This is a genomic window from Streptomyces sp. NPDC055506 (assembly GCF_053643595.1).
Genome location: NZ_JBSHKH010000081.1, coordinates 1 through 24,623, shown reverse-complemented (window position 1 = coordinate 24,623; position 24,623 = coordinate 1). Strand labels below are relative to the sequence as shown.

Annotated in this window: 21 protein-coding genes; 16 read left to right on the top strand and 5 right to left on the bottom strand. The window is 70.6% G+C overall.

The features are described 5' to 3' along the window. The 9 genes from ACWIF2_RS26765 to ACWIF2_RS26725 all read left to right on the top strand — a co-directional run bounded on the left by ACWIF2_RS26765 (window position 1) and on the right by ACWIF2_RS26725 (window position 10,078). A complete protein-coding gene (locus ACWIF2_RS26765; RefSeq protein ID WP_454363228.1) occupies window positions 1-1,242 on the top strand; it encodes a cytochrome P450 family protein in 1,242 nt (413 codons plus the stop codon). A 34-nt stretch (window positions 1,243-1,276) separates the two neighbouring features. Then, on the top strand, window positions 1,277-2,557 hold the full coding sequence (locus tag ACWIF2_RS26760; RefSeq protein WP_454363227.1) for an activator-dependent family glycosyltransferase: 1,281 nt from the start codon (window positions 1,277-1,279) through the stop codon (window positions 2,555-2,557). Continuing rightward, window positions 2,554-3,549: a dTDP-glucose 4,6-dehydratase gene (rfbB, locus tag ACWIF2_RS26755; protein WP_454363226.1), complete on the top strand. Its 996-nt coding sequence runs from the start codon at window positions 2,554-2,556 to the stop codon at window positions 3,547-3,549. The genes ACWIF2_RS26760 and rfbB overlap by 4 nt, the downstream gene beginning before the upstream one ends. A gap of 75 nt (window positions 3,550-3,624) precedes the next feature. Next, window positions 3,625-4,614, top strand: coding sequence for an ATP-binding cassette domain-containing protein (locus tag ACWIF2_RS26750; RefSeq protein WP_454363225.1), 990 nt, complete (start codon window positions 3,625-3,627; stop codon window positions 4,612-4,614). Then, entirely contained in the window at window positions 4,611-5,441 is an 831-nt protein-coding gene (locus ACWIF2_RS26745) for an ABC transporter permease (RefSeq protein ID WP_454363224.1), read from the top strand. The genes ACWIF2_RS26750 and ACWIF2_RS26745 overlap by 4 nt, the downstream gene beginning before the upstream one ends. A 561-nt stretch (window positions 5,442-6,002) precedes the next feature. After that, window positions 6,003-6,491 (top strand): glutathione peroxidase, encoded by a 489-nt coding sequence (locus tag ACWIF2_RS26740; RefSeq protein ID WP_454363223.1) that lies wholly within the window; start codon window positions 6,003-6,005, stop codon window positions 6,489-6,491. A gap of 23 nt (window positions 6,492-6,514) precedes the next feature. Continuing rightward, window positions 6,515-8,800: an ATP-binding cassette domain-containing protein gene (locus tag ACWIF2_RS26735; RefSeq protein ID WP_454363222.1), complete on the top strand. Its 2,286-nt coding sequence runs from the start codon at window positions 6,515-6,517 to the stop codon at window positions 8,798-8,800. 119 nt (window positions 8,801-8,919) lie between these two features. Further along, the gene (locus ACWIF2_RS26730; protein WP_454363221.1) at window positions 8,920-9,471 is read left to right on the top strand and encodes a DinB family protein; all 552 of its coding nucleotides are present in this window, start codon (window positions 8,920-8,922) and stop codon (window positions 9,469-9,471) included. A gap of 10 nt (window positions 9,472-9,481) precedes the next feature. Further along, on the top strand, window positions 9,482-10,078 hold the full coding sequence (locus ACWIF2_RS26725) for a PadR family transcriptional regulator (protein WP_454363220.1): 597 nt from the start codon (window positions 9,482-9,484) through the stop codon (window positions 10,076-10,078). On the opposite strand, the gene ACWIF2_RS26720 is transcribed toward ACWIF2_RS26725, so the two are convergent. Both ACWIF2_RS26720 and ACWIF2_RS26715 read right to left on the bottom strand, forming a co-directional pair. After that, window positions 10,075-11,481: a glutamate decarboxylase gene (locus tag ACWIF2_RS26720; protein ID WP_454363219.1), complete on the bottom strand. Its 1,407-nt coding sequence runs from the start codon at window positions 11,479-11,481 to the stop codon at window positions 10,075-10,077. The genes ACWIF2_RS26725 and ACWIF2_RS26720 overlap by 4 nt on opposite strands. 42 nt (window positions 11,482-11,523) lie before the next feature. Further along, window positions 11,524-12,810, bottom strand: coding sequence for an ion channel protein (locus tag ACWIF2_RS26715; RefSeq protein WP_454363218.1), 1,287 nt, complete (start codon window positions 12,808-12,810; stop codon window positions 11,524-11,526). Window positions 12,811-12,912: 102 nt separating this feature from the next. On the opposite strand from ACWIF2_RS26715, the gene ACWIF2_RS26710 reads away from it, so the two are divergent. Beyond that, entirely contained in the window at window positions 12,913-13,674 is a 762-nt protein-coding gene (locus ACWIF2_RS26710) for a MerR family transcriptional regulator (protein WP_454363217.1), read from the top strand. A gap of 25 nt (window positions 13,675-13,699) precedes the next feature. On the opposite strand, the gene ACWIF2_RS26705 is transcribed toward ACWIF2_RS26710, so the two are convergent. After that, window positions 13,700-14,065 (bottom strand): YbjQ family protein, encoded by a 366-nt coding sequence (locus tag ACWIF2_RS26705; RefSeq protein WP_382835079.1) that lies wholly within the window; start codon window positions 14,063-14,065, stop codon window positions 13,700-13,702. 136 nt (window positions 14,066-14,201) lie between these two features. Between ACWIF2_RS26705 and ACWIF2_RS26700 the strand changes: the two genes are divergently transcribed. Continuing rightward, entirely contained in the window at window positions 14,202-15,050 is an 849-nt protein-coding gene (locus tag ACWIF2_RS26700; protein WP_454363216.1) for a DedA family protein, read from the top strand. A gap of 91 nt (window positions 15,051-15,141) precedes the next feature. Here ACWIF2_RS26700 and ACWIF2_RS26695 read toward each other — a convergent pair whose 3' ends face one another. After that, window positions 15,142-16,839, bottom strand: a complete 1,698-nt coding sequence (locus tag ACWIF2_RS26695) for a threonine/serine ThrE exporter family protein (RefSeq protein WP_454363215.1) — start codon at window positions 16,837-16,839, stop codon at window positions 15,142-15,144. A 118-nt stretch (window positions 16,840-16,957) separates the two neighbouring features. Then, window positions 16,958-17,449, bottom strand: a complete 492-nt coding sequence (locus tag ACWIF2_RS26690; RefSeq protein WP_217556031.1) for an inorganic diphosphatase — start codon at window positions 17,447-17,449, stop codon at window positions 16,958-16,960. Window positions 17,450-17,573: 124 nt separating this feature from the next. Between ACWIF2_RS26690 and dacB the strand changes: the two genes are divergently transcribed. The 5 genes from dacB to ftsH all read left to right on the top strand — a co-directional run bounded on the left by dacB (window position 17,574) and on the right by ftsH (window position 24,568). Further along, window positions 17,574-19,109 (top strand): D-alanyl-D-alanine carboxypeptidase/D-alanyl-D-alanine endopeptidase, encoded by a 1,536-nt coding sequence (gene dacB, locus ACWIF2_RS26685; protein ID WP_454363214.1) that lies wholly within the window; start codon window positions 17,574-17,576, stop codon window positions 19,107-19,109. A 250-nt stretch (window positions 19,110-19,359) separates the two neighbouring features. After that, a complete protein-coding gene (locus ACWIF2_RS26680; protein ID WP_454363213.1) occupies window positions 19,360-20,487 on the top strand; it encodes a zinc-dependent metalloprotease in 1,128 nt (375 codons plus the stop codon). Window positions 20,488-20,682: 195 nt separating this feature from the next. Further along, a complete protein-coding gene (gene tilS, locus ACWIF2_RS26675; protein ID WP_454363212.1) occupies window positions 20,683-21,720 on the top strand; it encodes a tRNA lysidine(34) synthetase TilS in 1,038 nt (345 codons plus the stop codon). Window positions 21,721-21,782: 62 nt separating this feature from the next. Further along, window positions 21,783-22,343: a hypoxanthine phosphoribosyltransferase gene (hpt, locus tag ACWIF2_RS26670; protein WP_184594965.1), complete on the top strand. Its 561-nt coding sequence runs from the start codon at window positions 21,783-21,785 to the stop codon at window positions 22,341-22,343. 185 nt (window positions 22,344-22,528) lie between these two features. Further along, complete coding sequence (ftsH, locus tag ACWIF2_RS26665) at window positions 22,529-24,568, top strand: ATP-dependent zinc metalloprotease FtsH (protein ID WP_189725855.1); 2,040 nt, start codon at window positions 22,529-22,531, stop codon at window positions 24,566-24,568. Window positions 24,569-24,623 lie beyond the last annotated feature (55 nt).

The following is a 24,623-nucleotide window of genomic DNA, read 5'->3' as shown; positions in this document are numbered from 1 at the left end:
ATGCTGACCGATCAGACCAACAGCGAGTTGGGCCGGCATCTGCTGACCATCCGAGGCGTGCAGTTCATCTTCGGCGCCCAGGGCGATCCCTTCGCCATGATCCTGCGCGCCGGTGACGACGACCCGCTCGACCACGGGGCCCGCGCCCGCGAACAGGGCCTGCACGAGAGCAGCGTCGGCGCGTGGGTCACCGCGAGCCGCGAACTCGGCGCCCGCATCCTCGGCGACCCACGGTTCTCCCCGCGCCACGCCGAGGAGGGGCCGCAGTCCCACCCGGGCGTCGACGTCTGGGACAACCCGCTGCTGTGCCACGTCGTCCCGCTCGACGACGCCCGCCTCAACCTCGACCCGGCCGCGTACGCCAAGCTCGCCGAGGTCTCCGCGCCGCTGCTGTCGGCCGAGGCGCTCGCGGCCCGGGCGCCGCAGATCGAGGCGGCCTACCGCGAGACGCTCGCCGCGACGGGCGAACGGTTCGACCTGTACCGGGACTTCGCCGTCCCCGCCGCACTGCGGGTGGTCGCCGATGTGCTCGGCCTGCCCGATGAGACCCGTGAGCGCCTGCCCGAACTGCACGCGGGCCTCGCCACCGCCCTGGACGCCGGGAGCTGCCCCCAGCAGCTGACGACCGCCCGGGCGCTGCTCACGGCCGTGTCGGGCCTGTCCGCCGAGCTGACCGGCCTGGTGGAGGCCGGCCGTGCCACCGGCCTCGCCGGTCTGTCGCCCGAGGACGCGGTCGCGATCGGCGCGCTCGCCGTCGTGGTGGGCGTCGAGGTCACCGCGACCGCCGTGTGCAACGCCGTCGAGGTCCTGCTGGCGCACCCCGAGCAGTGGCAGCGGATCGGGCAGGACCCCGAGGCGGCCCCGGCCGCGGTCCGGGAGGCCCTGCGGCTGGCTCCGCCGCTGCGGTTCGAGAGCCGTATCGCCCGCGAGCAGGTCGAGTTCGACGGCAAGACGATCGAGGAGGGCCGCCGCGTGGTGGTGCTCGTCGACGCGGCCAACCGGGACCCGGAGGCCTTCGCCGACCCGGACGCCTTCACGCCCGGCCGCGCCGACGGCGACCGGTCGCTCACCCTCCTCGGCGGTCCCGCCGCCCCGGTCACCGACGCGCTGGTCCGCGTCCAGACCGAGGCCGCGGTCCGCGCCCTGGCCGCACTCCGGCCCGCCCTGCGCACGAACGCCGAGGTACTGCACCGCATGCGCTCGGCGGTGCTGCACGGCGTGCTGCGCTTCCCCGTCGCATGACCGGACAGGACCACACCAGGGGAGGAGCACCGCGGTGCGTGTACTGCTGACAGCCTTCGCACAGGACGCCCATCTCAACGGCGTCGTCCCGCTCGCCTGGGCGCTGCGGACCGCCGGGCACGAGGTCCGGGTGGCCGGGCAGCCGGCCGCGGTCGAGAGCATCACCCGGGCCGGTCTGACGGCCGTGCCGGTGGGCGAGAACCACCGGATGGACGCCGTCATCCCCACCGTCGGCCCGGGGATGCTCATGCACCACCTGGACCGCGACTATCTGGAGAACCGTCCCGAGCGGCTGAGCCTCGACTTCCTGCGGGCGTCGAACGCGATGCTGACGGCGACCTTCTACGCCCAGATCAACAACGACTCGATGATCGACGCGCTCGTCGACTACGCCCGGTTCTGGCAGCCGGACCTGGTGCTCTGGGAGCCCTTCACCTTCGCCGGGGCCATCGCCGCCAAGGCGACCGGGGCCGCCCACGCCCGGCTGCTGGCCTTCCCGGACCTCTTCGCCAACACCCATCTGACGCTGCGCCGGCGCCAGGCGGAACTGCCCGCGGAGCTGCGCGACGACCCGCTGGAGGAGTGGCTGGCGTACACCCTGGACCGGCACGGGGCCGCCTTCGACCCCGACGTGGTCACGGGACAGTGGTCGGTCGACCAGATGCCGCCCGGGGTGCGGATGGAGCTGGGGCTGCCGACGGTGCCCACGCGCTACGTGCCGTACAACGGGCCGGGCCCGGCCGTCGTACCGGACTGGCTGCGCCGGCCGCCGGAGCGCCGCCGGGTCTGCCTCACCCTCGGGCTCACCATCCGGGACACGGAGTTCCCCAACGCCGTCGACGTGAACGACGTCTTCGCCTCGCTGGCCGACCTGGACGTCGAGGTGGTGGCGACACTCGGCGAGAAGGAGCTCGCCCAGGTGTCGCGGGTGCCGGACAACACGCGGGTGGTCGACCACGTGGCGCTGCTTGCGCTGCTGCCGAGCTGCTCGGCGATCGTGCACCACGGCGGCGCGGGCACCTGGGCGACCGCCGCCGCCTACGGGGTGCCGCAGGTGGCGCTCGGCTGGATGTGGGACGCGATCTACCGGGCCCAGCGGGTGGAGGAACTGGGCGCGGGGCTGCATCTGCACTCCGAGGGCCTGACCGTCGACATTCTGCGCGACAAGCTCGTCCGGGTGCTCGACGACCCGGCGTTCACGGAAGGGGCGCGACGGCTGCGGCTGGCCATGCTGTCGGCGCCGAGCCCCAACGAAGTGGTGCCGTCGCTGGAGAAGCTGACAGCCCGTCATCGAGTGAGGGCAGGACAAGCGTGAACATCCTGGTGACCGGTGCGGCCGGCTTCATCGGCTCGCACTTCGTCAGAACACTGCTGAGCGGCGGTTACCCGGGGCACGAGGACGACCGGGTGACCGTCGTGGACAAGCTCACCTACGCGGGGACGCTGAACAACCTGCCCCCGCACCACCCCCGGCTGACCTTCGTGCACGGCGACATCTGCGACGCCCCGCTGCTGGACAAGGTGTTTCCGGGCCACGACGCGGTGGTGCACTTCGCCGCCGAGTCGCACGTGGACCGTTCGGTGGCGGGCGCCGAGGCCTTCGTCCGCACGAACGTGCTCGGCACGCAGGCCCTGCTCGAAGCCGCGCTGCGGCACGGGACGGGCGTCTTCGTCCAGGTCTCCACGGACGAGACGTACGGCTCCATCGCCGAGGGACGCTGGACGGAGGACGAGCCGCTGCTGCCCAACTCCCCGTACGCGGCGTCCAAGGCGTCGGCCGACCTGATCGCCCGGTCGTACTGGCGCACCCACGGTCTGGACGTGCGCATCACCCGCTGCGCCAACAACTACGGCCCGGGCCAGCACCCCGAGAAGCTGGTTCCGCTGTTCGTCACCCGGCTCCTCGACAGGCAGCCGGTCCCGCTGTACGGGGACGGCTCCAACCTGCGGGAGTGGCTGCACGTCGACGACCACTGCCGGGCCGTGCGGCTGGTGCTGGACGAGGGCCGGCCGGGGGAGATCTACAACATCGGCGGCGGCACCCATCTGACCAACAAGGAGATGACCGGCCGTCTCCTCGCGCTCTGCGGGCGCGACTGGGACCTGGTCCAGCGGGTGGCCGACCGCAAGGGGCACGACTTCCGTTACGCGGTGGACGACTCCAAGATCCGCCGCGAACTCGGCTACGCGCCACGCTGGTCGCTGGAGGACGGACTGCGCGAGACGGTCGAGTGGTACGCCGCCCACCGTGACCACTGGGACGCCCCGGAGGAGGGCGCCGACGGGGGGCGTACGAGGGGGTACTAAAACTTGAATATCCGGGCCGCCCTCCTCTATGCTCGCCGGGTACCCAAATTTGAGCACCCGAAAGAAGGGGCGGGCATGGGCGGCGCCGATTTGGCGATCCAGACCGAAGCTCTGAAGAAGAAATACGGCGACAAGGAGGCCCTCGCGGGACTCGACCTGGAGGTACCCCGAGGCGTCGTCTACGGCCTTCTCGGCCCGAACGGCGCCGGAAAGACCACCGCGGTCCGCATCCTCTCCACCCTGCTGAAGTACGACGAGGGCACCGCCCGGGTCGCCGGCTACGACGTCGCCACCCAGTCGGCGCAGGTCCGCTACAGCATCGGCCTCCTCGGCCAGCACGCCGCGGTCGACGAGGACCTGAGCGGCCGTCAGAACCTCGTGATGTTCGGGCGCTTATACCACATCGGCAAGCGCACCGCGCAGAGCCGGGCCGACGAGCTGCTGGAGCGCTTCGGCCTGACCGAGGCCGCCGGAAAGCCGGCCAAGCAGTACTCCGGCGGTATGCGGCGGCGGCTCGACCTCGCCGCCAGTCTCATCCTGGCCCCGTCCGTGCTGTTCCTCGACGAGCCCACCACCGGGCTCGACCCGCGGGGCCGCAACGACGTCTGGGAATCCGTCCGCGGCCTGATCTCCGAGGGCCGCACCGTCATGCTGACCACCCAGTACCTCGAAGAGGCCGACCAGCTCGCCGACAAGATCGCCCTGATCGACAACGGCAGGGTCGTCGAGTCGGGCACCCCGGACCAGCTCAAGAACAAGATCGGCGGAGACCGGATCGACGTCGTGCTCCGCCGGACCCCCGACCTCGAGCGGGCCGGCCGCATGATCGGCGCGCTGCTGCGGGCCGAGCCCGAGACGGACGCCGACAACCGGCGCATCAGCGTCGTCGTCGCCAACCGGGTCGCCGCCCTCACCGCGGTCGCCCGCGAGCTCGACGACGCCGGCATCGAGGCCGAGGACATCGCCCTGCGCAGGCCCACACTCGACGAGGTGTTCCTGAACCTGACCGGCAACAGGTCGGCCACATCCGCCGAGCAGAGCCTCAAGGAGGTCGCCCAGTCATGACCGCGATCATCGCGCCCGAACTGCCCAGGAACCCGCTGGCCAAACTGGGCTGGGTCCTCGCGGACTCCTGGACGCTCACCATCCGCGGACTGTCCCACTGGGCCCGCAACCCCACCCAGATCCTCGCCGGCCTCGCCTTCCCGATCCTCATGGTGCTGCTCTTCGGCGGCATCTTCGGCAGCGGAATGCAGGTCGAGGGCGGCGGGGACTACATGGAGTTCCTGATGCCCGGCATGTTCGTCATGTCGATGGCCTTCGGCATCGGCGAGACCATGGCCGGCGTCACCGCCGACGCCTCCAAGGGCGTCACCGACCGGTTCCGCTCCATGCCCATGTCGGCCGCCTCGGTCGTCATCGGGCAGAGCATCGTCAACATGCTCTACAGCACCGTCGTCCTGATGATCCTCATGGGCTGCGGGGTCATCGCCGGCTGGAGCTGGAGCGACGGCTTCGCCCAGGCGCTCGGCGCCTTCGCGCTCCTGCTCCTGCTGCGCTTCGCCCTGCTGTGGGTCGGCATCTACCTCGGCCTGATCATCAAGACCCCGGAGGCGGCATCCGCCGTCTACACCCTGCTGTTCCCGCTCGGCATCGTCGCCAACACCTTCGCCTCCCCGGAGATGATGCCGGGCTGGCTGGCGACCATCGCCGAGTGGAACCCACTGTCGTCCACCGCCCACGCCACCCGTGAGCTGTTCGGCAACCCCGGGGTCGGCGGCACCTCGTGGATCGCCGAGCACGCCATGCTCATGTCCTTCGTCTGGCCGCTCGCGATCTTCGCGGTCTTCTTCCCACTGGCCGTCCGCAAGTACCGGTCCCTGAGCCGGTAGGACGTCCCCGTGCCGGGGTGTGAGCCGGCTAATCCCCCGGGTCGGCTCACATCCCCCCGGCTTGCCGACGACTTCGTAGGCCCGCCCACCTCGGCTTGTCGGCCGCCGGGCAGCCCTTCGACTTCCCGGCGACTCCGTCGGGCCGCCCTCCGCGTTTTGCCGGCCGGGCGGGCAGCCCTTCGGCTTGCCGGCGACTGCGTTGGGTCGCCCTTCGCGGTTTGTCGGCGGGGCGGGAGCCCTTCGGCTTGCCGGCGACTCCGTCGGGCCGCCCACCTCGGTTTGTCGGCGGGGCGGGCAGCCCCTCGACTTGCCCACCGACCTTGGGGCCACCCCCTTGGTTTGTGCGCCGGAGTGGCGGGCGTCTCCTCGCCCTCCCGGCGGGCCATCGCTCGACCTGTCCACGCACTCCCGGGGGGCCACCCCATCGGCTCGTTCGTCGGCCGCGCGGGCCACCCCTCCGACCTGCCCAACACCCCAGCGGCCGGCCCCTCCAGCCGTACCGCAAGCCCTCCCGACGGGACGTCGACCACGACTGGAGCCGGTGAAATTAGCGTGCACCGCATGACCGTCTTCGACATCGCCATCGCGGAACTCAACGGCAAGCCCGACCTGCTGGCCCGGCACCGCGGCCGGACCCTGCTCATCGTCAACGTGGCGTCCCGGTGCGCCCTGGCGAGCCAGTACGCCGGACTCGACACGCTCGCCCGCCGTCACCACGAGGACGGGCTGAGCGTCATCGGAGTGCCCTGCAACCAGTTCGGCGATCAGGAGCCGGGCACCCCCGAGGAGATCGCCGGCTTCTGCTCCCTCCAGCGGATCTCGTTCCCGCTCACCGAGAAGACCGCCGTCAACGGAGCGGACCGCCACCCCCTCTACGCCGCCCTGACCCCCTGCGCCGACGCGGAGGGCCACACCGGCGACGTGCGCTGGAACTTCGAGAAGTTCCTCGTCTCGCCCACCGGCGAACCCGTGGGCCGCTTCGCCCCCACGGTCGACCCACAGGACCCCGAACTCCTGCGCGCCGTCCGCGCGCAGACGCAGACGCAGTGAGCCCCACGCGGAAAGGATGATTTGTGAACCAGACGCCGGTTACCGCAACCGACGAGGGCATCCAGGTCGTAGGTGCCCGAGAGAACAACCTGAAGGACGTCTCCCTCGTCATCCCCAAGAACCGGATCTCGGTCTTCGTCGGCGTCTCCGGCTCCGGAAAGTCCTCCCTGGTCTTCGACACCGTCGCCGTGGAGGCCCAGCGGCAGCTCAACGCCACCTTCCCCTGGAACATCCGGCACGACCTGCCCAAGTTCGAACGGCCGCACGTGGACGCCGTCACCCGGCTGACCACCCCGGTCGTGGTCGACCAGCGCCCCCTCGGCGGCAACGCCCGCTCCACCGTCGGCACCGTCACCGACGTCTACACCGTGATGCGCGTGCTCTTCGCCAACCACGGCAACGACGGACTCGGCCAGACCTGGCTCTACTCCTTCAACGACCCCAAGGGCATGTGCCCCGAGTGCGAGGGCCTCGGCCGCGCCCGCCGCCCCAGCCCCGAGCTGATGACCGACCCCGGCAAGTCGATCGCCGAGGGCGCCATCCTCCTGCCCGGCTACACCGTCGGCAGCGCCAACTGGCAGTTCTACGCCAACTACGAGCACCTGGACGCCGAGAAGAAGCTCGCGGACTACACCGACGAGGAGATGCAGACCCTGCTGCACGGCAGCACCGGCACGGTCGAGGTGACCTACCCCAACGGCAATGTGCTGGCACTGCGCTACGAGGGCCTGGTCGACAGCTTCGTCCGCCGCCACCTCAAGCGGGACACCGGCGGCATGAGCAAGGCGGCCCGCGACAAGGCGGCCGAGTTCTTCACCGACGGTGTCTGCCCCACCTGCGAGGGCGCCCGGCTCAACCAGAAGGCGCTCGCCACCCGCATCGACGGCCACAACATCTCCGACTGGTCCCAGATGCAGGTCAGCGACCTCATCGGCGTCGTCGCCACGCTGAAGCAGCGGCTCGACACCCCGCTCGTCACCACCATCATCGAGACGCTGGAGCAGATCCAGGCCATCGGCCTCGGCTACCTCACCCTCGACCGGTCCACCACCTCGCTCTCCGGCGGCGAGGGCCAGCGGCTCAAGCTCGTCAACCACCTCGGCAGCGAACTGACCGGCCTGACCTACATCTTCGACGAGCCCAGCGTCGGCCTGCACCCCCGCGACGTCAGCCGCCTCAACGACCTGCTGCGCGCGCTGCGCGACAAGGGCAACACGGTCCTCGTCGTGGAGCACGACCCCGACGTCATGGCGGTCGCCGACCACGTAGTCGAGATCGGGCCGCGGGCCGGCGTGCACGGCGGCACGATCGTCTTCGAGGGCGCCTACGACGAACTCCGCACCAGCGACACGCTGACCGGACAGGGACTGCGGCGCACCGGCGGGATCAAGGAGAACCCCCGCCCGTGGGGCCGGACCCTGCCGATCCGCAACGCCACGGCCAACAACCTGAAGAACGTCTCCACGGAGATCCCGTCCGGTGTCCTCACCGCCGTCACCGGAGTGGCCGGCGCCGGCAAGAGCTCCCTGATCGCCCACGCCTTCCGGGACCAGTACCCGGGGTCCGTCTTCGTCGACCAGTCGCCCATCCCGCGCTCCTCGCGGTCCACCCCGGCGAGCTATCTCAAGCTGATGGACCCGATCCGCAAGCTCTTCGCCAAGGCCAGCGGCGAGGACGCCTCGCTCTTCAGCTTCAACTCCAAGGGCGCGTGCGAGGAGTGCGAGGGCCGCGGCCTGCTCATCACCGAGGTCGCCTACATGGACCCGGTCACCACGCACTGCGAGGTCTGCGAGGGCCGCCGCTTCAAGGAGTCGGTGCTCCAGCACCTGGTGCGCGGCAAGAACATCGCGGACGTCCTGGCCATGTCCGCCGAGGAAGCGGGGGAGTTCTTCCTCTCGGGTCCGCTGCGCGCCAAGACCAAGGCCCTGATCGAGACCGGCATCGGCTATCTCGGTCTCGGCCAGTCGCTGGCCACGCTGTCCGGCGGTGAACGTCAGCGGCTCAAGCTCGCCGACCGGCTCTCCGGCTCGGGCACGGTCTACATCCTCGACGAGCCGACCACCGGACTGCACCTGTCCGACATCGACAACCTGGTCGGACTGCTGAACCGGATCGTCGACCGGGGCAACACCGTCATCGTCATCGAGCACGACCTGGCCGTGATCTCCCAGGCCGACTGGGTCATCGACCTCGGGCCCGAGGGCGGCAACACCGGCGGCGAGATCGTCTTCACGGGCACACCCGCGGAACTGGCGAAGGCGGCCCACTCGCACACCGGACAGCACCTGAGCCTGTACCTGAAGAACTAGACAGAACCAGGCGGAAGCAGGCAGCCGCCGCGGACCCTTGCGGACAGAACCTGACCGCAAGGGTCCGTAGTGTCGTCCTTGTCAGGAAGCAGGCGTCAACCGACGAGAGGCGGCCGTTCATGGTCAAGCACGTGGGACCCGAGGCACCCGGCGACGAGCGCGGAGCGCTCCTGTCCTTCATCGCCGAGCAGCGCGGCGGCATCCGGCGGGCCCTGCTCGGCCTGACGGAAGAACAGGCCTCGTCCCGCCCCAGCGCCAGCGAGCTGTCCCTGGCCGGCCTGCTCAAGCATGTCGCCGAGGTCGAGCAGGGCTGGATCGCCCGCGCCAAGGGCGAGCCGCCGGCGGTGCACCGCGACGAGTCGAACTGGCACGAGTGTTTCGTCTTGGTCGGTGACGAGGACGTGGAGTCGCAGCTCGCGTACTACGAGAAGGTGGCGGCCGAGACGGAGGCCTTCATCCGTTCGGTGCCCAGCCTCGACGACACCTTCGAGTTGCCCAAGACGTCCTGGAACCCGAAGGACGAGTGGCTGTCGATGCGCTGGCTGTGCCTCCACCTGATCCGCGAGACGGCCCGGCACGCCGGACACGCCGACATCATCCGCGAGTCACTGGACGGCAGGACGGCCTTCGAGCTGGTGGCCGCGGAAGAGCGGGAGACGGCCGGGTCCTAACCTGGACCGCATGTCAGCGATCCGCCTGCTCGTGCTCGGCGCGGTCCGCCAGCACGGGCGGGCCCACGGCTACCAGGTCCGGGGCGACCTGGAGTACTGGGGCGCTCACGAGTGGTCCAACGCCAAGCCCGGCTCGATCTACCACGCCCTGAAGCAGATGGCGAAGCAGGGGCTGCTGCGGGCGCACGAGATCGCCCCGTCCACCGCCGGGGGCCCGCCGCGCACGGAGTACGAGATCACCGAGCAGGGCACCGCGGAGTACTTCGCGCTGCTCCGGCAGTCGCTCACCGCCTACGACCAGAAGCCGGACGTGCTCACCACCGCGCTCGGCTTCATGGTGGACCTCGGCCGCGAGGAGGCCCTGGGCCTCCTCGAGCAGCGGGTGCGGTCCATCGAGGAGTGGCGCGCCACCGTCGTCGAGGACTACCTGCCCGAGGGCGGCCCGCAGCAGCTCGGCCACATCGGCGAGATCATGAACTTCTGGGTCCACTCGGCCGACACGGGCGCACAGTGGACCCGCGACCTCATCGAACGCATCCGCGCCGGCGCCTACACCTTCGCGGGCGAGGGCGCCCCGTTCGTGGGCGTGCTGCCGGACAGGCCCTAGTGGTGGAACCCGGTGGCCGCCTGCTTGTCGCGGGTCAGGGGGCCCGGCTGCCGGCGCAGTTCGGGGAGCAGCCGTTCCAGGTCCTGGGTGAGCAGCTCGGCGAGGTCCGCGGAGAAGCCGTTGCGGCACACGACACGCAGCACGGACAGGTCCTCCCGGTGCGGCGGGAAGGTGTACGCGGGCACTAGCCAGCCGCTCTCGCGCAGTCGCCGGGAGACATCGAAGACGTCGTACGCCGTCACGTCCGGCGCGGTCGTGAAGGCGAACACCGGCAGCTGGTCGCCCCGGGTCAGCAGCCGGAAGTCGCCGAGCGCCTCGATCCGCCCGGCCATGCCCGTGGCCACGTCCCGCGCGCACTGCTGCACGGCCCGGTAGCCGTCCCGGCCCAGCCGCAGGAACGTGTAGTACTGCGCCACGACCTGCGCGCCCGGCCGGGAGAAGTTCAGCGCGAAGGTCGGCATGTCGCCGCCCAGGTAGTTCACCCGGAACACCAGCTCCTCGGGCAGCGCGTCCGCGTCCCGCCACAGCGCCCAGCCGACCCCCGGGTAGACCAGCCCGTACTTGTGCCCCGAGGTGTTGATCGACGCCACCCTCGGCAGCCGGAAGTCCCACACCAGGTCCTCGTCGAGGAACGGCGCGACCATGGCCCCGGACGCCCCGTCGACATGCACGGGGATGTCGAGCCCGGTCCGCTCCTGCACCGCGTCCAGCGCCGCGCACAGCTCGGCGACCGGCTCGTAGGACCCGTCGAAGGTCGAGCCCAGGATCCCCACGACCCCGATGGTGTTCTCGTCGCACAGCTCGGCGGCGGCCTGCGGGTCGAGATGGAACCGCTCGCCCTCCATGGGCACCAGCCGGGCCTCCACCTCCCAGAAGTTGCAGAACTTCTCCCAGCAGACCTGCACGTTCACGCCCATCACCAGATTGGGCCTGACCCCCGGGTACCGGTCGGCGTTGCGCCGCGTCCAGCGCCGCTTCAGCGCCATCCCGGCGAGCATGCACGCCTCGCTCGACCCGGTCGTCGAACACCCCACGGCCGCCGCCGGGTCGGGCGCGTTCCACAGGTCGGCGAGCATCGCCACGCACCGCCGCTCCAGCTCGGCCGTGCGCGGATACTCGTCCTTGTCGATCATGTTCTTGTCCCGGCACTCCGCCATCAGCAGCCCGGCCTCCGGCTCCATCCAGGTGGTGACGAAGGTGGCGAGGTTCAGCCGCGCGTTGCCGTCGAGCATCAGCTCGTCGCGCACCAGTTGATGGGCGGTCGCCGGTGCCACGGGCCGGTCCGGGAGCCGGTGCGTGGGCGGGGCCTCGGCCATGTCGCCGAGGGGGTTGGCGGGGCCGTAGAAGGGGTTGACGGAAAGGCGGCGTTCGCCGGACTGACGGGGGCCTTCGTTGAGCGGCAAGGGAGCCTCCGGTGTCGGTTCGGTTCGGTGGGGAGGGGGGAGTCATCGGACCTGCGTCCCGTCCGGGCGCAGCTGCATGTGCGGCCGGCCCGTCACCAGCAGCCAGGCCGGCAGGGAGGCGACGCAGAGCAGGGTGACGATCCCCGGCTCGGCGACCAGCACCGCGGCGACGAACAGGCTGATCCAGCCCTGCCGGGTGATGGCCAGCAGGACCCCGAGCACACCGGCGGACACGCCCACCGAGGGGTGCACCCCGGACACCAGGGCGTGCGCGCACAGGCCGAGGGCGGTGCCGACGAACACGGCCGGGAAGATCCGCCCGCCGCGGAAACCGCAGGACGCGGCGACGAGCAGGGCGGCGAGCTTCACCACCGTCATGACGGCGAACTCGCCGGCCGACCAGCCGTCCGGGTCGTGCGCCAGCGTGGCGATCTCGTCGAGCCCCTTGAACAGCGTCAGATGGCCGCCCCATGCCGCGAGGCAGCCCAGCACGATCCCCCCGGCGGGGAGCATCAGCATCGGGTGCCGCAGTCGGCGGAAGGCTCCGTGCACGAAGGGGAAGGCGTACACCGCGCACATGGCGAGCAGTGCGCCCACCGAGGCGATCACGACCGCCGCCGCCAGATCGCCCCAGCCAGGACGCCCGAAGGACGGCAGGCCCAGGTCGAAGCTCGGGCGGTCGAGGAAGGCCACCGTGAGGGCGCCGGTCGCCGCGGCGATCAAGGGCGCGAACACGTTGTCCCACAGCAGGCCGCGCATCGTCCGGCCGGCCAGCGCCTCGGAGATCACCAGAGCGGCCGCCACCGGCGTGCCGAACAGCGCGCCGATTGTCGCCGCCTCCGCCAGGACCGGCCAGATGCTGCCCGGCGCCCGCGGGAGGGCCCTGGCACCCAGCCAGGCCGCCAGCCCGACGTTCACGGTGATGACCGGGTTCTCGGGACCGAGGCTGGGCCCGCCGGCCAGCATCAGCGCGGCCGCGAGCACCAGCCCCGGCAGCACCACGGGCGGCAGGACGGGGGCGTCCAGGCCGACGGTGGCGGGATCCGGGCCCGCGTGCCCCGGCACCTTCCACACCACCAGCCCGACCGCGACCGAGGTGGCGAAGAGCACCGCGAACATCCACGCCACCGAATAGCGGCCGACCCCGAGCGCGTCCGGCACGGTCTGCCACAACACGTCCTCGAGCTGCTCGGCGGCGGCTTCCACCCCGATCAGGATCAGGCTGGAGATCACACCCACGGCGACAGCGGGCACGATCGACGGCAGCAGGGTGCGGGCGGGTGTCTTCGGGGTGACGGAGGGTGCCTGAGGTTCGGAGTCCTGGACCACGGGCTCACGGTAAACGGACAAATATATACAAACGGGAGACACGCTTGCGCCTCACGTGGCGTGAGGCCCGACCGTGGAGCGCGTACCGAGAAGGGAGCGGAAGTGAGCTACTCCGTGGGACAGGTCGCGGGCTTCGCCGGTGTCACCGTTCGCACGCTGCACCACTACGACGACATCGGCCTGCTCGTCCCGGGCGAACGCAGCCACGCGGGCCACCGGCGCTACGGCGACGCCGACCTCGACCGGCTGCAGCAGATCCTGTTCTACCGAGAGCTCGGCTTCCCCCTCGACGAGGTCGCCGCCCTGCTCGACGACCCGGAAGCGGACCCGCGCGCGCACCTGCGCCGGCAGCACGAACTGCTGACCGCCCGGATCGAGAAGCTGAGCAAGATGGCGGCGGCCGTGGAGCACGCCATGGAGGCACGCAGTATGGGCATCGACCTCACTCCCGAGGAGAAGTTCGAGGTCTTCGGGGACTTCGACCCGGACCGGTACGAGGACGAGGTGCGCGAGCGCTGGGGCGGCACCGACGCCTACCGGCAGTCACAGGAGCGCACGGCCTCGTACACCAAGGAGGACTGGAAGCGCGCCGGCGAGCGGTTCGACGCGATCCACCGGCACATGGCCGGCCTGATGGCCGACGGCACCCCGGCCGACTCCGTCCCGGCCATGGACACGGCGGAGGAGCACCGCCGCTTCATCGCCGGGACGTACTACGACTGCTCGCACGAGACGCACACCGGTCTGGGCGAGATGTACGTCGCGGACCCGCGGTTCACCGCGACGTACGACGCCATCCGCCCGGGCCTCGCGGTGTACCTGCGCGACGCGATCCTGGCGAACGCCGCCCGGCACACCTCGTGACCCCTGGCCCGGGACCCCGTACGGGTCACTCCCGGGCCAGGACCACCGCGGTCCCGTAGGCGCACACCTCGGTGCCCACGTCGGCCGCCTCGGTCACGTCGAAGCGGAAGGCGAGCACGCCGTTGGCACCACGCGCGCGTGCCTGTTCGATGAGACGCGCCATGGCCTGGTTGCGGGTCTCCACGAGTGTCTTGGTGAGCCCCTTGAGCTCACCGCCGACCAGGGACTTCAGCCCGGCGCCGATCTGACTGCCCACATGCCGGGAGCGCACGGTCAGGCCGAAGACCTCGCCGAGCACCTCCTGTACGCGGTAGCCCGGTACGTCGTTCGTGGTGACGACGAGGACGTCGGGCTGGGGGCCCTGTCCGCCGCCGTATTCGTCGATGCCCATGGTTCACAGCTTTGACCGGGACGGCCCACAGTGCATCCTGAGTACGCCCATGGAACCTGGGCCATGACGGCCGCGTTGATACTTTGAGGCAGTCAGCCCCAGCCCGTATCCCCCCAGCAGCAGGAGCCACATCCCCGTGACCACGCTTGCGCTCGGCCCCGAGTGGCTCAGCCCGGACTATCTGATCTCCACGTTCAGCCTGCCCGGCATCCTGCTCATCGTCTTCGCGGAGTCCGGGCTCTTCGCGTTCCTGCCCGGCGACTCCCTGCTGTTCACGGCCGGCCTCTTCGTGGCCGAGGGCACCTACATCACCCAGCCGCTGTGGCTGGTCTGCACGCTGATCGTGATCGCCGCCGTCGTCGGTGACCAAGTGGGCTACATGATCGGCAAGTTCCTCGGCCCCAAGCTCTTCAGCCGTCCCAACTCCAAGCTCTTCAAGCAGGAGAACCTGGACAAGGCCCACGAGTTCATGGAGAAGTACGGCCCCAAGGCGATCGTCCTGGCCCGCTTCGTCCCGATCGTGCGCACCTTCGCCCCCATCGTGGCCGGCGCCGGCCGTATGAAGTACCGCACGTTCCTCACGTACAACATCATCGGCGGCATCGCCTGGGGCACCGGCGTCACCCTCGCGGGCTACTGGCTGGGCCAGATCGACTTCATCAAGAAGAACGTCGAGTCGATCCTCATCCTGATCGTCCTGCTCTCCGTCGTCCCGATCATCATCGAGTACCTGCGCGAGCGCTCCAAGAAGAAGCGCGCGGCGGCCGCGGCCCCGGCCCCCCAGTCCCAGCTCCCCGCCATGGACGACGCCACGACCCAGCTCCGCCGCATCACCCCGGACGACCAGCCCCCGCACCAGCAGCAGCCCTACGGCAACCAGAACGGCTACACCGACCAGCAGTACTACAACCAGTACCCCCAGTCCCCGGGCTACGGCCAGCAACAGCAGACCGGCGGCCAGCACCCGTACAACAACGGCTACTGAGTTCTTAGGGGCGCGGGGAACTGCGCGATCAACCACGACCCACCCGCGGCCGCCAACGGACAGGAAGCCCCGACCCCATGGGCGAAGGGCGTCAGAAACCCCTGGTCCGTTTGGCGGCCCGCCGCTTCTCCGCAGACCCGATCCGCAGGAACATCCGCGATATCTCGGACCCCAGATTCACCCCGATGGCAATCGCCATGGCCAGAGCCACCGCCTTGGACAGCGACACCAGCCCCTCGTCGATCTCGTTCTGCGCGATCGCCAGCAGTCCGAAGTACGTAGCGGAACCCGGCAGCAACGGCCCGATCGCGGCAGTCGTGTACGGCAGAGCCGAAGCGAACTGATACCGCGACAGCAACTGCCCGAACAGCCCCACCAGCCCCGCGGCCGCGGCCGTGGACGCCACCGGCGAGATCCCCCCGGCAAGGTGCATCGCGCCGTACACGACCCACGCGACACCGCCGTTCAGCGTCACCCACACCACGGTGGATCGTTCCTGCTGGAGCAGCACGGCGAACGCCAGCGACAACAGCATCGACGCCCCGATCAGCAGCACCGGCTGGTCGGAGATCCCGAGCGCCCCGTCGGGGTTAAGCCGCGCCCCCAGCTGCACACCGAAATACAGCACCAGCAGCACACCCGCGACGATGCCCACGAAGAAGTACAGAACCTCCAGCAGACGCGCGGACGCGGTGATGTAGAAGCCGGTCAGACCGTCCTGCACGCCCGCCACCAGCGCCCGCCCGGGCAACAGCGCGAACAGCCCACCGGTGATGACCGCGGAGGCGTTGACGTCCACATGGACGAGCGTGAGCGCGACCCCGATCGCGGCCGGCGGCATCGCGGCCACCGTGAACTGGTAGAACTCCGGCAGCCCGCGCCCCGCGCACAGCCACGCCAGCCGGTCACCGAGCATCGCGCCGAGCGCGGCTGCGACGAACACGAGCAGGTCGCCGCCGACGAGCACCGAGGCCGCACCTGCCAGCAGCCCGCTCGCACCGGTCAGCGCCCAGCCGGGGTAGGGGTGCCGGTTACGGCGGATCTCCGCCAGCCGCCGGTAGGCCTCCTCCAGGGAGACCGCCGTCTCGTCGTCGCTGAGGTCGTCCACCAGCTGGTACACGGCCGCCAGCCGCGTGTAGTCCGTGCCCCTGCGGCGCACCGTCCGCGACGCGGTGACCGGGTCGTCGACGAGCGACGGCTGGTAGGAGATCGCCAGCAGCGTGAAGGTGACGTTCGGCTCGCAGCGATCGAGGCCGTAGGACCGGCAGACGGCGAACATGGCCGCCTCCACGTCCTCGGCGCCCTCACCGCCCGCCAGCAGCAGCTCGCCGATACGCAGCGTCAGGTCGAGCACACGCGGCACCGCGGGCCCCGACTCGTCGGCGTGCCGCTGGACCGTCTCCGGCGCCGGCCGCTCCGCCACCGGCATGCGCAGCATGGTGCGCATCCGGTCCTGCCAGGGCACGTCCTTGGTCAGGCTGACCACGGGGATCCCGCTCGGCGGAGTGAACGCGGACAGGGCGTGCTTCGCGCTGTACGTGGCCGGCGGGGTGAACGCCGACCCCTCCTCGTCCACCGACGGCGCGTGCGAGACCTCCAGCCCCTCCGGCACGGCGAACTCGGACGTCGTCTCCGACTCCGTACCCGCCGACTTGTGGAGGGCGAGGCCCTCCGGGATCGCGAACTCCGACGTCGTCGACATCTCCCCGTCGACGACGTACCCGGACGACGGCAGGAACGCACTCCTCGCCTCGTCCGACTTCGGCTTGCGGTCCTCCGCGTCCGTCACTGCCTGGCGCTCCCTGTACGACACGTCAGCCTCGTACCCCCCACAGCTTCAGTATGCGCACAGACGGACGAACGGGCCGCACGCGCATGCGTGCGGCCCGGGTGGTGTCGGGGAGGGGTCAGTGCCCGCCCGACTCCTTGAAACGCTTGTAGGACCGCTCGATCTCGATCTCGGCGTCCGTACGGCCCACCCAGTTGGCGCCCTCGACCGACTTGCCGGGCTCCAGGTCCTTGTAGACCTCGAAGAAGTGCTGGATCTCCAGGCGGTCGAACTCCGACACGTGGTGGATGTCCCGCAGGTGCTCCACACGCGGGTCCGTCGCCGGCACGCACAGCAGCTTGTCGTCGCCACCCGCCTCGTCCGTCATACGGAACATGCCGATCGCACGGCACTTGATGAGACAGCCCGGGAAGGTCGGCTCGTCCAGGATGACCAGCGCGTCCAGCGGGTCGCCGTCCTCGCCGAGGGTGTTCTCGACGAATCCGTAGTCGGTCGGGTAGGCGGTCGAGGTGAAGAGTCGCCGGTCCAGGCGGATACGACCGGTCTCGTGGTCCACCTCGTACTTGTTGCGCGAACCCTTCGGAATCTCGATCGTGACGTCGAACTCCACCGGTGGCTCCTCCATGATCAACACATAGTTCTGGTGGTTAAGTGTCCCTCACGCAGGTGTGTGATCGCGAAAGGGGCTGGTGTTCGTGCCAGAGCTGAGGCCTTGGCGGTCCGCGAGACCGCACATGGTGCGGATCGCGGGCGCCGTACGACCGCGCCTGACCCGGGCCGCCGCGGCCGCGAAACCACGGGTCGCGCGGCTTGTACGGGCCGGGAAACCGCAGGTCGCGCGGCTCACGCGGCCGAAGACCTGGCAGTACACCGCGGGTGCCGCCACCGCCGGTCTCGCACTGGCCGCCGGTGTGGTGACCGCCGCCGGTCCCTGGGACTCCTCGGGTCAGCGTACGGCCGAGCGGGACCGGGCCGCCGCCCTGAACCGCCCGGGTGGCACAGATCACGGCGGCACCTCGGGCGCCCCCGGCCGGCCCCGGCCCGCCCCCAGCGCCGCCCCGGTGCTGACCGGCCTCGGCGGCATCAGCAAGGTGAAGTCCGCCCCCGACGGCAAGGCCCTCGCGAACGCCCTCAGGCCCCTGCTGAAAGACCCGGCACTCGGCCCCCGGCCCGCCGCGGCGGTCGTGGACGTCACGAGCGGGAGGCGCCTGTACGGCACGGGCTCGGAGGCCGCGCTCACCCCGGCCTCGACGACCAAGATCGCCACGGCCGTCGCCGCACTGTCCGCCATGGGCGCCGACCACCGCATCACCACCCGCGCCGCGCTGGAACCCGACACCGAGGAAGTCGTCCTGGTCGGCGGCGGCGACCCCACCCTCACCGCCCACGAGGACTCCGCAGGCTCGGCGAGCCTGCGCGACCTGGCCGCCGACACGGCCGGAGCCCTCGCCGAACGGGGCGTCCGCGAGGTGACGCTCTCCTACGACACGACCCTCTACGCGGGCGACGAGAAACACCCGATCGGGGTCAACCCCAACCTCGCCCTCATCAGCCCCCTGATGGCCGACGAGGGCCGCACCGACGACTCGACGAGGGGCCCGGTCGCCCGTGTCCCCGACCCCGCGCAGGACGCGGCCCGCCGGTTCGGGGACCTCCTGAAGTCCCACGGCATCAAGACCACCGCCCCCGGCCCGTCCAAGGCCACCAACCGGGCCCAGACCCTCGCCACGGTCTCCTCGCCCCCGCTCTCCGCCCTCGTCGAACGCATGCTGACCAACAGCGACAACGACATCGCCGAGGCCCTCGCCCGCCAGACGGCCCTCGCCACCGGCGACCGCGCCGACTTCGCCGGAGCCGACCGGGCGGTCGCCGCCCAGCTGCGCAAGCTCGGCCTCCCCCTCGAGGGCGCCGCATTCAAGGACGGCAGCGGCCTGAACCGCGCCGACCGGCTGACGGCGGACCTCCTCACCGCCCTGCTGGCCAAGGCGGCCGACCCCGACCGCCCCGAACTCCGCCCGGCCCTCACCGGCCTCCCCGTCGCCGGCTTCACCGGCACCCTGACCAGCCGCTACACGGACGGAGCAGCCGGCGTCGTACGCGCCAAGACCGGCACCCTGACCGGCGTCAACACCCTCGCGGGCACCCTGGTCGACCAGGACGGCCGCCTCCTCGCCTTCGCCTTCATGGCCAACGACACGACAAACCCGGAAGCAGCCCAGAAGGCCCTGGACAGAGCGGCGACGACACTGGCGGAATGCGGCTGCGGCTAACGGCTTGCTCGGCTGTGGGCAGCCGACCGCTGTTCCGCCCCGCTGTGGGCAGCCGACCGCTGTTCCGCCCCGCTGTGGGCAGTCGTTCCGCTGGGGCGGAACGGGTGGGCACAGCGCACAACGCCGAGCACCGGCCAAGAAACCCCGGCCCCGCCGACCCCGCCGAACGCCGAGCTCCCACGAACCACCCTCGGCGTCACCCACCCTCGCCGCCCTGCCCCAGCGGCCAGCGCTCACGTACGGTTGACGCATGACGAGCATCGGTGGTGCTTCAACCGGCATGGTCGACTGGAATCTCGCGGTCGCGACCGCGACCCGGCTCGTACGGCCGGGCCCCGACGTCAGCCGGGACGAGGCCCGCGCCGTCGTCGCGGAACTACGCCGGCATGCCAAGGCCTCGGAGGAACACGTCCGCGGCTTCACCCGCCTGGGCACCGAGGAGGGCCACGACACCCCCGTCCTCGTCGTCGACCGCCCCGGCTGGATCCGCGCGAACGTCGCCGGCTTCCGGGAACTCCTCAAGCCCCTGCTCGACAAGATGCAGGACCGGCGCGGCAACACCCCCGGCGGCGCGGTGATGAGCGCGGTCGGCGGCAAGGTCACCGGCGTCGAGCTGGGCATGCTCCTGTCCTTCCTGGCCTCCCGCGTCCTCGGCCAGTACGAGACCTTCGCCCCCGCCACCCGGCAGCTCCCGGCCGCGGAGAACGGCGGCGGCCGGCTCCTGCTCGTCGCCCCGAACATCGTGCACGTGGAACGCGAACTCGACGTCGACCCCCACGACTTCCGCCTCTGGGTCTGCCTCCACGAGGAGACCCACCGCACCCAGTTCACCGCCGTGCCCTGGCTGCGGGACCACCTCGAGGGCGAGATCCAGTCCTTCCTGGGCGAGACCGACGTCGACCCCATGACCGTCCTCGAACGCGTACGCGAAGCCGCCCAGAGCCTCGCCGGGGGCCGCCCCGAGGCCGAGGAGGTCGACGGCGGACGCTCCCTCGTCGAGATCGTCCAGACCCCCGCCCAGCGGGAGATCCTCGGCCGCCTCACCGCCGTCATGTCCCTGCTGGAAGGCCACGCCGACTTCGTGATGGACGGCGTCGGCCCGGACGTCGTACCGACCGTCGGAGAGATTCGCGAGAAGTTCCAGCAGCGCCGCGCCAAGGGCGCCTCCCGCCTGGACATGGCCCTGCGCAAGCTCCTCGGCCTGGACGCCAAACTCCGCCAGTACCGCGACGGCGAACGCTTCGTACGGGCCGTCGTCGACGAGGTCGGCATGGACGGCTTCAACCGCGTGTGGACCTCGCCCAACACCCTCCCCACCAAGACGGAGATCGCCAAACCGGCGGACTGGATCGCGCGGGTGCATCGCAGGGCCGAGTAGTGAACATCGCGGGAAGGTCGTGAAAGTAAACCCGCCGACGGCAGGCGAACGCCCCTCCAATCACCCGTCCGAGGGACCGTGAGGCAGGGGTAGGCGTGCAATGCTCGGGGAACGGCCCGGTTCTGTCACCATCTACACACTCTGCGTGACCGACCTCGGGCTCACCCCCCGACAACTTCATGAAGGGAACCGGACATGGGTCCCCATCCTGCGGTCGCGGCGATACGCCTGGCGGTCCGCCGCGTCCTCCACGACCTCCTGACCGAACACCACAGCACCACCGCCGCACTCCGGCGCGCCCCCTCGCACGAGCCGCCGCCCCCGCCGCTCGTGCTCGTGGCATGCTCCGGCGGCGCCGACTCCATGGCCCTCGCCTCCGCCCTCGCCTTCGAGTCCCCCAAGCTCGGCATCAGAGCCGGCGGGGTGACCGTCGACCACGGCCTCCAGCCCGGGTCCGACGCACGCGCCGCGGAAGTCGTCCAGCGCCTGCGCGAACTCGGCCTCGACCCGGTCGACTCCGTCGCCGTCACCGTCGGCCGCACCGGCGGACCCGAAGCCGCCGCCCGCGACGCCCGCTACGCCGCACTCGACACCGCTGCCGAACGCCACGGCGCCACCGCGGTCCTCCTCGGCCACACCCGCGACGACCAGGCCGAAACCGTCCTGCTGGGCCTCGCCCGCGGCTCCGGCATCCGCTCCCTGTCCGGAATGGCCGCGGTCTCGGGGGCCGGCGGCCGCTACCGGCGCCCCTTCCTGGAACTCGACCGGCAGACCGCCCGCAAGGCCTGCATGGTCCAGTCCCTGCCCGTCTGGGACGACCCCCACAACGCCGACCCCGCCTACACCCGCTCCCGGCTGCGCCACGAAGGCCTGCCCGCCCTGGAGAAGGCCCTCGGCAAGGGCGTCGTCGAAGCCCTCGCCCGTACGGCACAGCTCTCCCGCGACGACGCCGACGCCCTCGACGCCTGGGCCGGCCGGGCCGAGGCCACCGTCCGCGACGCCACCGGGCTGCTGGAGTGCGCCAAGCTCTACGCCCTGCCCCCCGCCGTACGCCGCCGCATCCTGCGCCGGGCCGCCATCGCGGCCGGTGCGCCGGCCGGCTCGCTGTTCGCCCGCCACATCGAAGAAGTCGACCGGCTCATCACCGGCTGGCGCGGTCAGGGAGCCATCAACCTCCCCGGCAAGGTCGTGGCCCAGCGGCAGGGTGGCAGACTGGTGATTCGGCAAGGCTGAACCAACGACCCCTCCGGGCAATCGGTGGAGGGGCCGCTCAGCCGGTGGGACGACCGAAAGTGATGCGGGTGGACGCGAAAGACATGGGTGCCGACCTCCAGCAGGTACTCATCACCAAAGAAGAGATCGACGCCAAGCTCGCCGAGCTGGCCGCGAAGATCGACGCGGAGTACGCGGGCAAGGACCTGCTGATCGTCGGAGTCCTCAAGGGCGCGGTGATGGTCATGGCCGATCTCGCCCGGGCGCTGTCCACCCCCCTCACCATGGACTGGATGGCCGTATCCTCGTACGGGGCGGGCACCCAGTCCTCCGGTGTGGTGCGGATCCTCAAGGACCTCGACACCGACATCAAGGGCAAGCACGTCCTCATCGTCGAAGACATCATCGACTCCGGACTGACCCTGTCCTGGCTGCTCTCCAACCTCGGCTCGCGCGAGCCCGCCTCCCTCAAGGTGTGCACGCTGCTGCGCAAGCCCGAGGCCGCGAAGGTCGCCATCGACGTGGAATGGGTCGGATTCGACATCCCCAACGAATTCGTCGTCGGCTACGGACTGGACTACGCCGAGAAGTACCGCAACCTCCCGTTCGTCGGTACGCTCGCGCCCCACGTGTACGGCGGCTGAATCCCGGCCGGGGTGCCGTGACGGTGATCGGGAACCCCAGCGGACTTCCCGCCGTTGGAGCATGCGTAGACGGATCGCCAGTCGTCCCGCGCAGCTTCAGGTGACAATGCTGGGGTACCGTCCGAAGAACAGCCTTTATCAAACTCACTATGGCAGGAGGGACGGGGCGGCACCGCTCCGTATGGATGGACGTGAAGCGATACTTCCGTGGGCCGGTCATGTGGATCGTGCTGGCCGTCCTTGCCGTGGTCGTGTTGATGCAGGTCGTCGGCTCGTCCGGCGGCTACAAGACGGTGGACACCGGCCAGGTCGTCCAGGCGATCAATGACAACAAGGTCGATTCGGCCAAGCTGACCACCGGCGATGAGCAGACCATCAAGGCCGAGCTCAAGAACGGCGTAAAGATCGAGGGCAGCTCGAAGATCCAGGCGAGCTACATCGGCGACCAGGGCGTGACGATTGCCAACACGCTCCAGGCCAAGTTCCAGGACAAGCAGATCCCGGACGGCTACACGGTCTCGCCGTCCAAGCAGAACCCGTTCGTCGGGATCCTGCTCTCGCTGCTCCCCTTCGTCCTCATCGTCGTCGTCTTCCTGTTCCTGATGAATCAGATGCAGGGCGGCGGCTCCCGGGTCATGAACTTCGGGAAGTCCAAGGCCAAGCTCATCACCAAGGACACCCCCAAGACGACGTTCTCGGACGTCGCCGGCTCGGACGAGGCCGTCGAGGAACTCCACGAGATCAAGGAATTCCTCCAGGAGCCGGCCAAGTTCCAGGCCGTCGGCGCCAAGATCCCCAAGGGCGTGCTGCTGTACGGCCCGCCCGGCACCGGCAAGACCCTGCTCGCGCGTGCCGTCGCGGGCGAGGCGGGCGTGCCGTTCTACTCGATCTCCGGATCCGACTTCGTCGAGATGTTCGTCGGTGTCGGTGCCTCCCGAGTCCGTGACCTGTTCGAGCAGGCCAAGGCGAACGCCCCGGCGATCGTCTTCGTCGACGAGATCGACGCGGTCGGCCGCCACCGCGGCGCCGGCCTCGGCGGCGGTCACGACGAGCGCGAGCAGACCCTGAACCAGCTGCTCGTCGAGATGGACGGCTTCGACGTCAAGGGCGGCGTCATCCTGATCGCCGCCACGAACCGCCCGGACATCCTCGACCCGGCCCTCCTGCGCCCCGGCCGCTTCGACCGCCAGATCGCGGTCGACCGCCCGGACATGCAGGGCCGTCTGGAGATCCTCAAGGTCCACCAGAAGGGCAAGCCGGTCGCGCCCGACGTCGACCTGTCGGCGGTCTCCCGCCGTACGCCCGGCATGACGGGTGCCGATCTCGCCAACGTGCTGAACGAGGCCGCCCTGCTGACGGCCCGCAGCGACCAGAAGCTGATCGACAACCACATGCTGGACGAGGCGATCGACCGTGTGGTGGCGGGCCCGCAGAAGCGGACCCGGATCATGTCGGACAAGGAGAAGAAGATCACCGCGTACCACGAGGGCGGACACGCCCTGGTCGCGGCGGCCTCACCCAACTCCGATCCCGTCCACAAGATCACGATCCTCTCCAGAGGCCGCGCCCTCGGCTACACGATGGTGCTGCCCGACGAGGACAAGTACTCGACCACGCGCAACGAGATGCTCGACCAGCTCGCCTACATGCTGGGCGGCCGCGCGGCCGAAGAACTCGTCTTCCATGACCCGACGACGGGTGCCGCCAACGACATCGAGAAGGCCACCGGCCTGGCCCGCGCGATGGTCACGCAGTACGGCATGACCGAGCGTCTCGGCGCGATCAAGTTCGGCGGCGACAACACCGAGCCGTTCCTCGGGCGTGAGATGTCTCACCAGCGCGACTACTCGGAAGAGGTCGCCGCGCTGGTCGACGAAGAGGTCAAGAAGCTCATCGAGACCGCGCACAACGAGGCGTGGGAGATCCTGGTCGAGAACCGCGACGTGCTCGACAACCTGGTCCTGGCCCTCCTCGAGAAGGAGACGCTGGGCAAGGAGGAGATCGCCGAGATCTTCGCGCCGATCGTCAAGCGCCCGCCGCGGCCCGCCTGGACGGGCTCCTCCCGCCGTACGCCGTCCACCCGCCCGCCGGTCCTCTCCCCCAAGGAGCTGGCCCTGACGAACGGGACGAACGGCGCGACGCCGGCGATCACCACCGCGAAGAGCACCGCGGCGGAACCCGCCCCGGCGCCCGAGCGGACCCCGGAGGACCGCCCCGAGAGCTGACCACAGCTCTCCCGGCGGCCCCCGGGCCCGGAATGGATGCCGCGCCCCCCAGGTT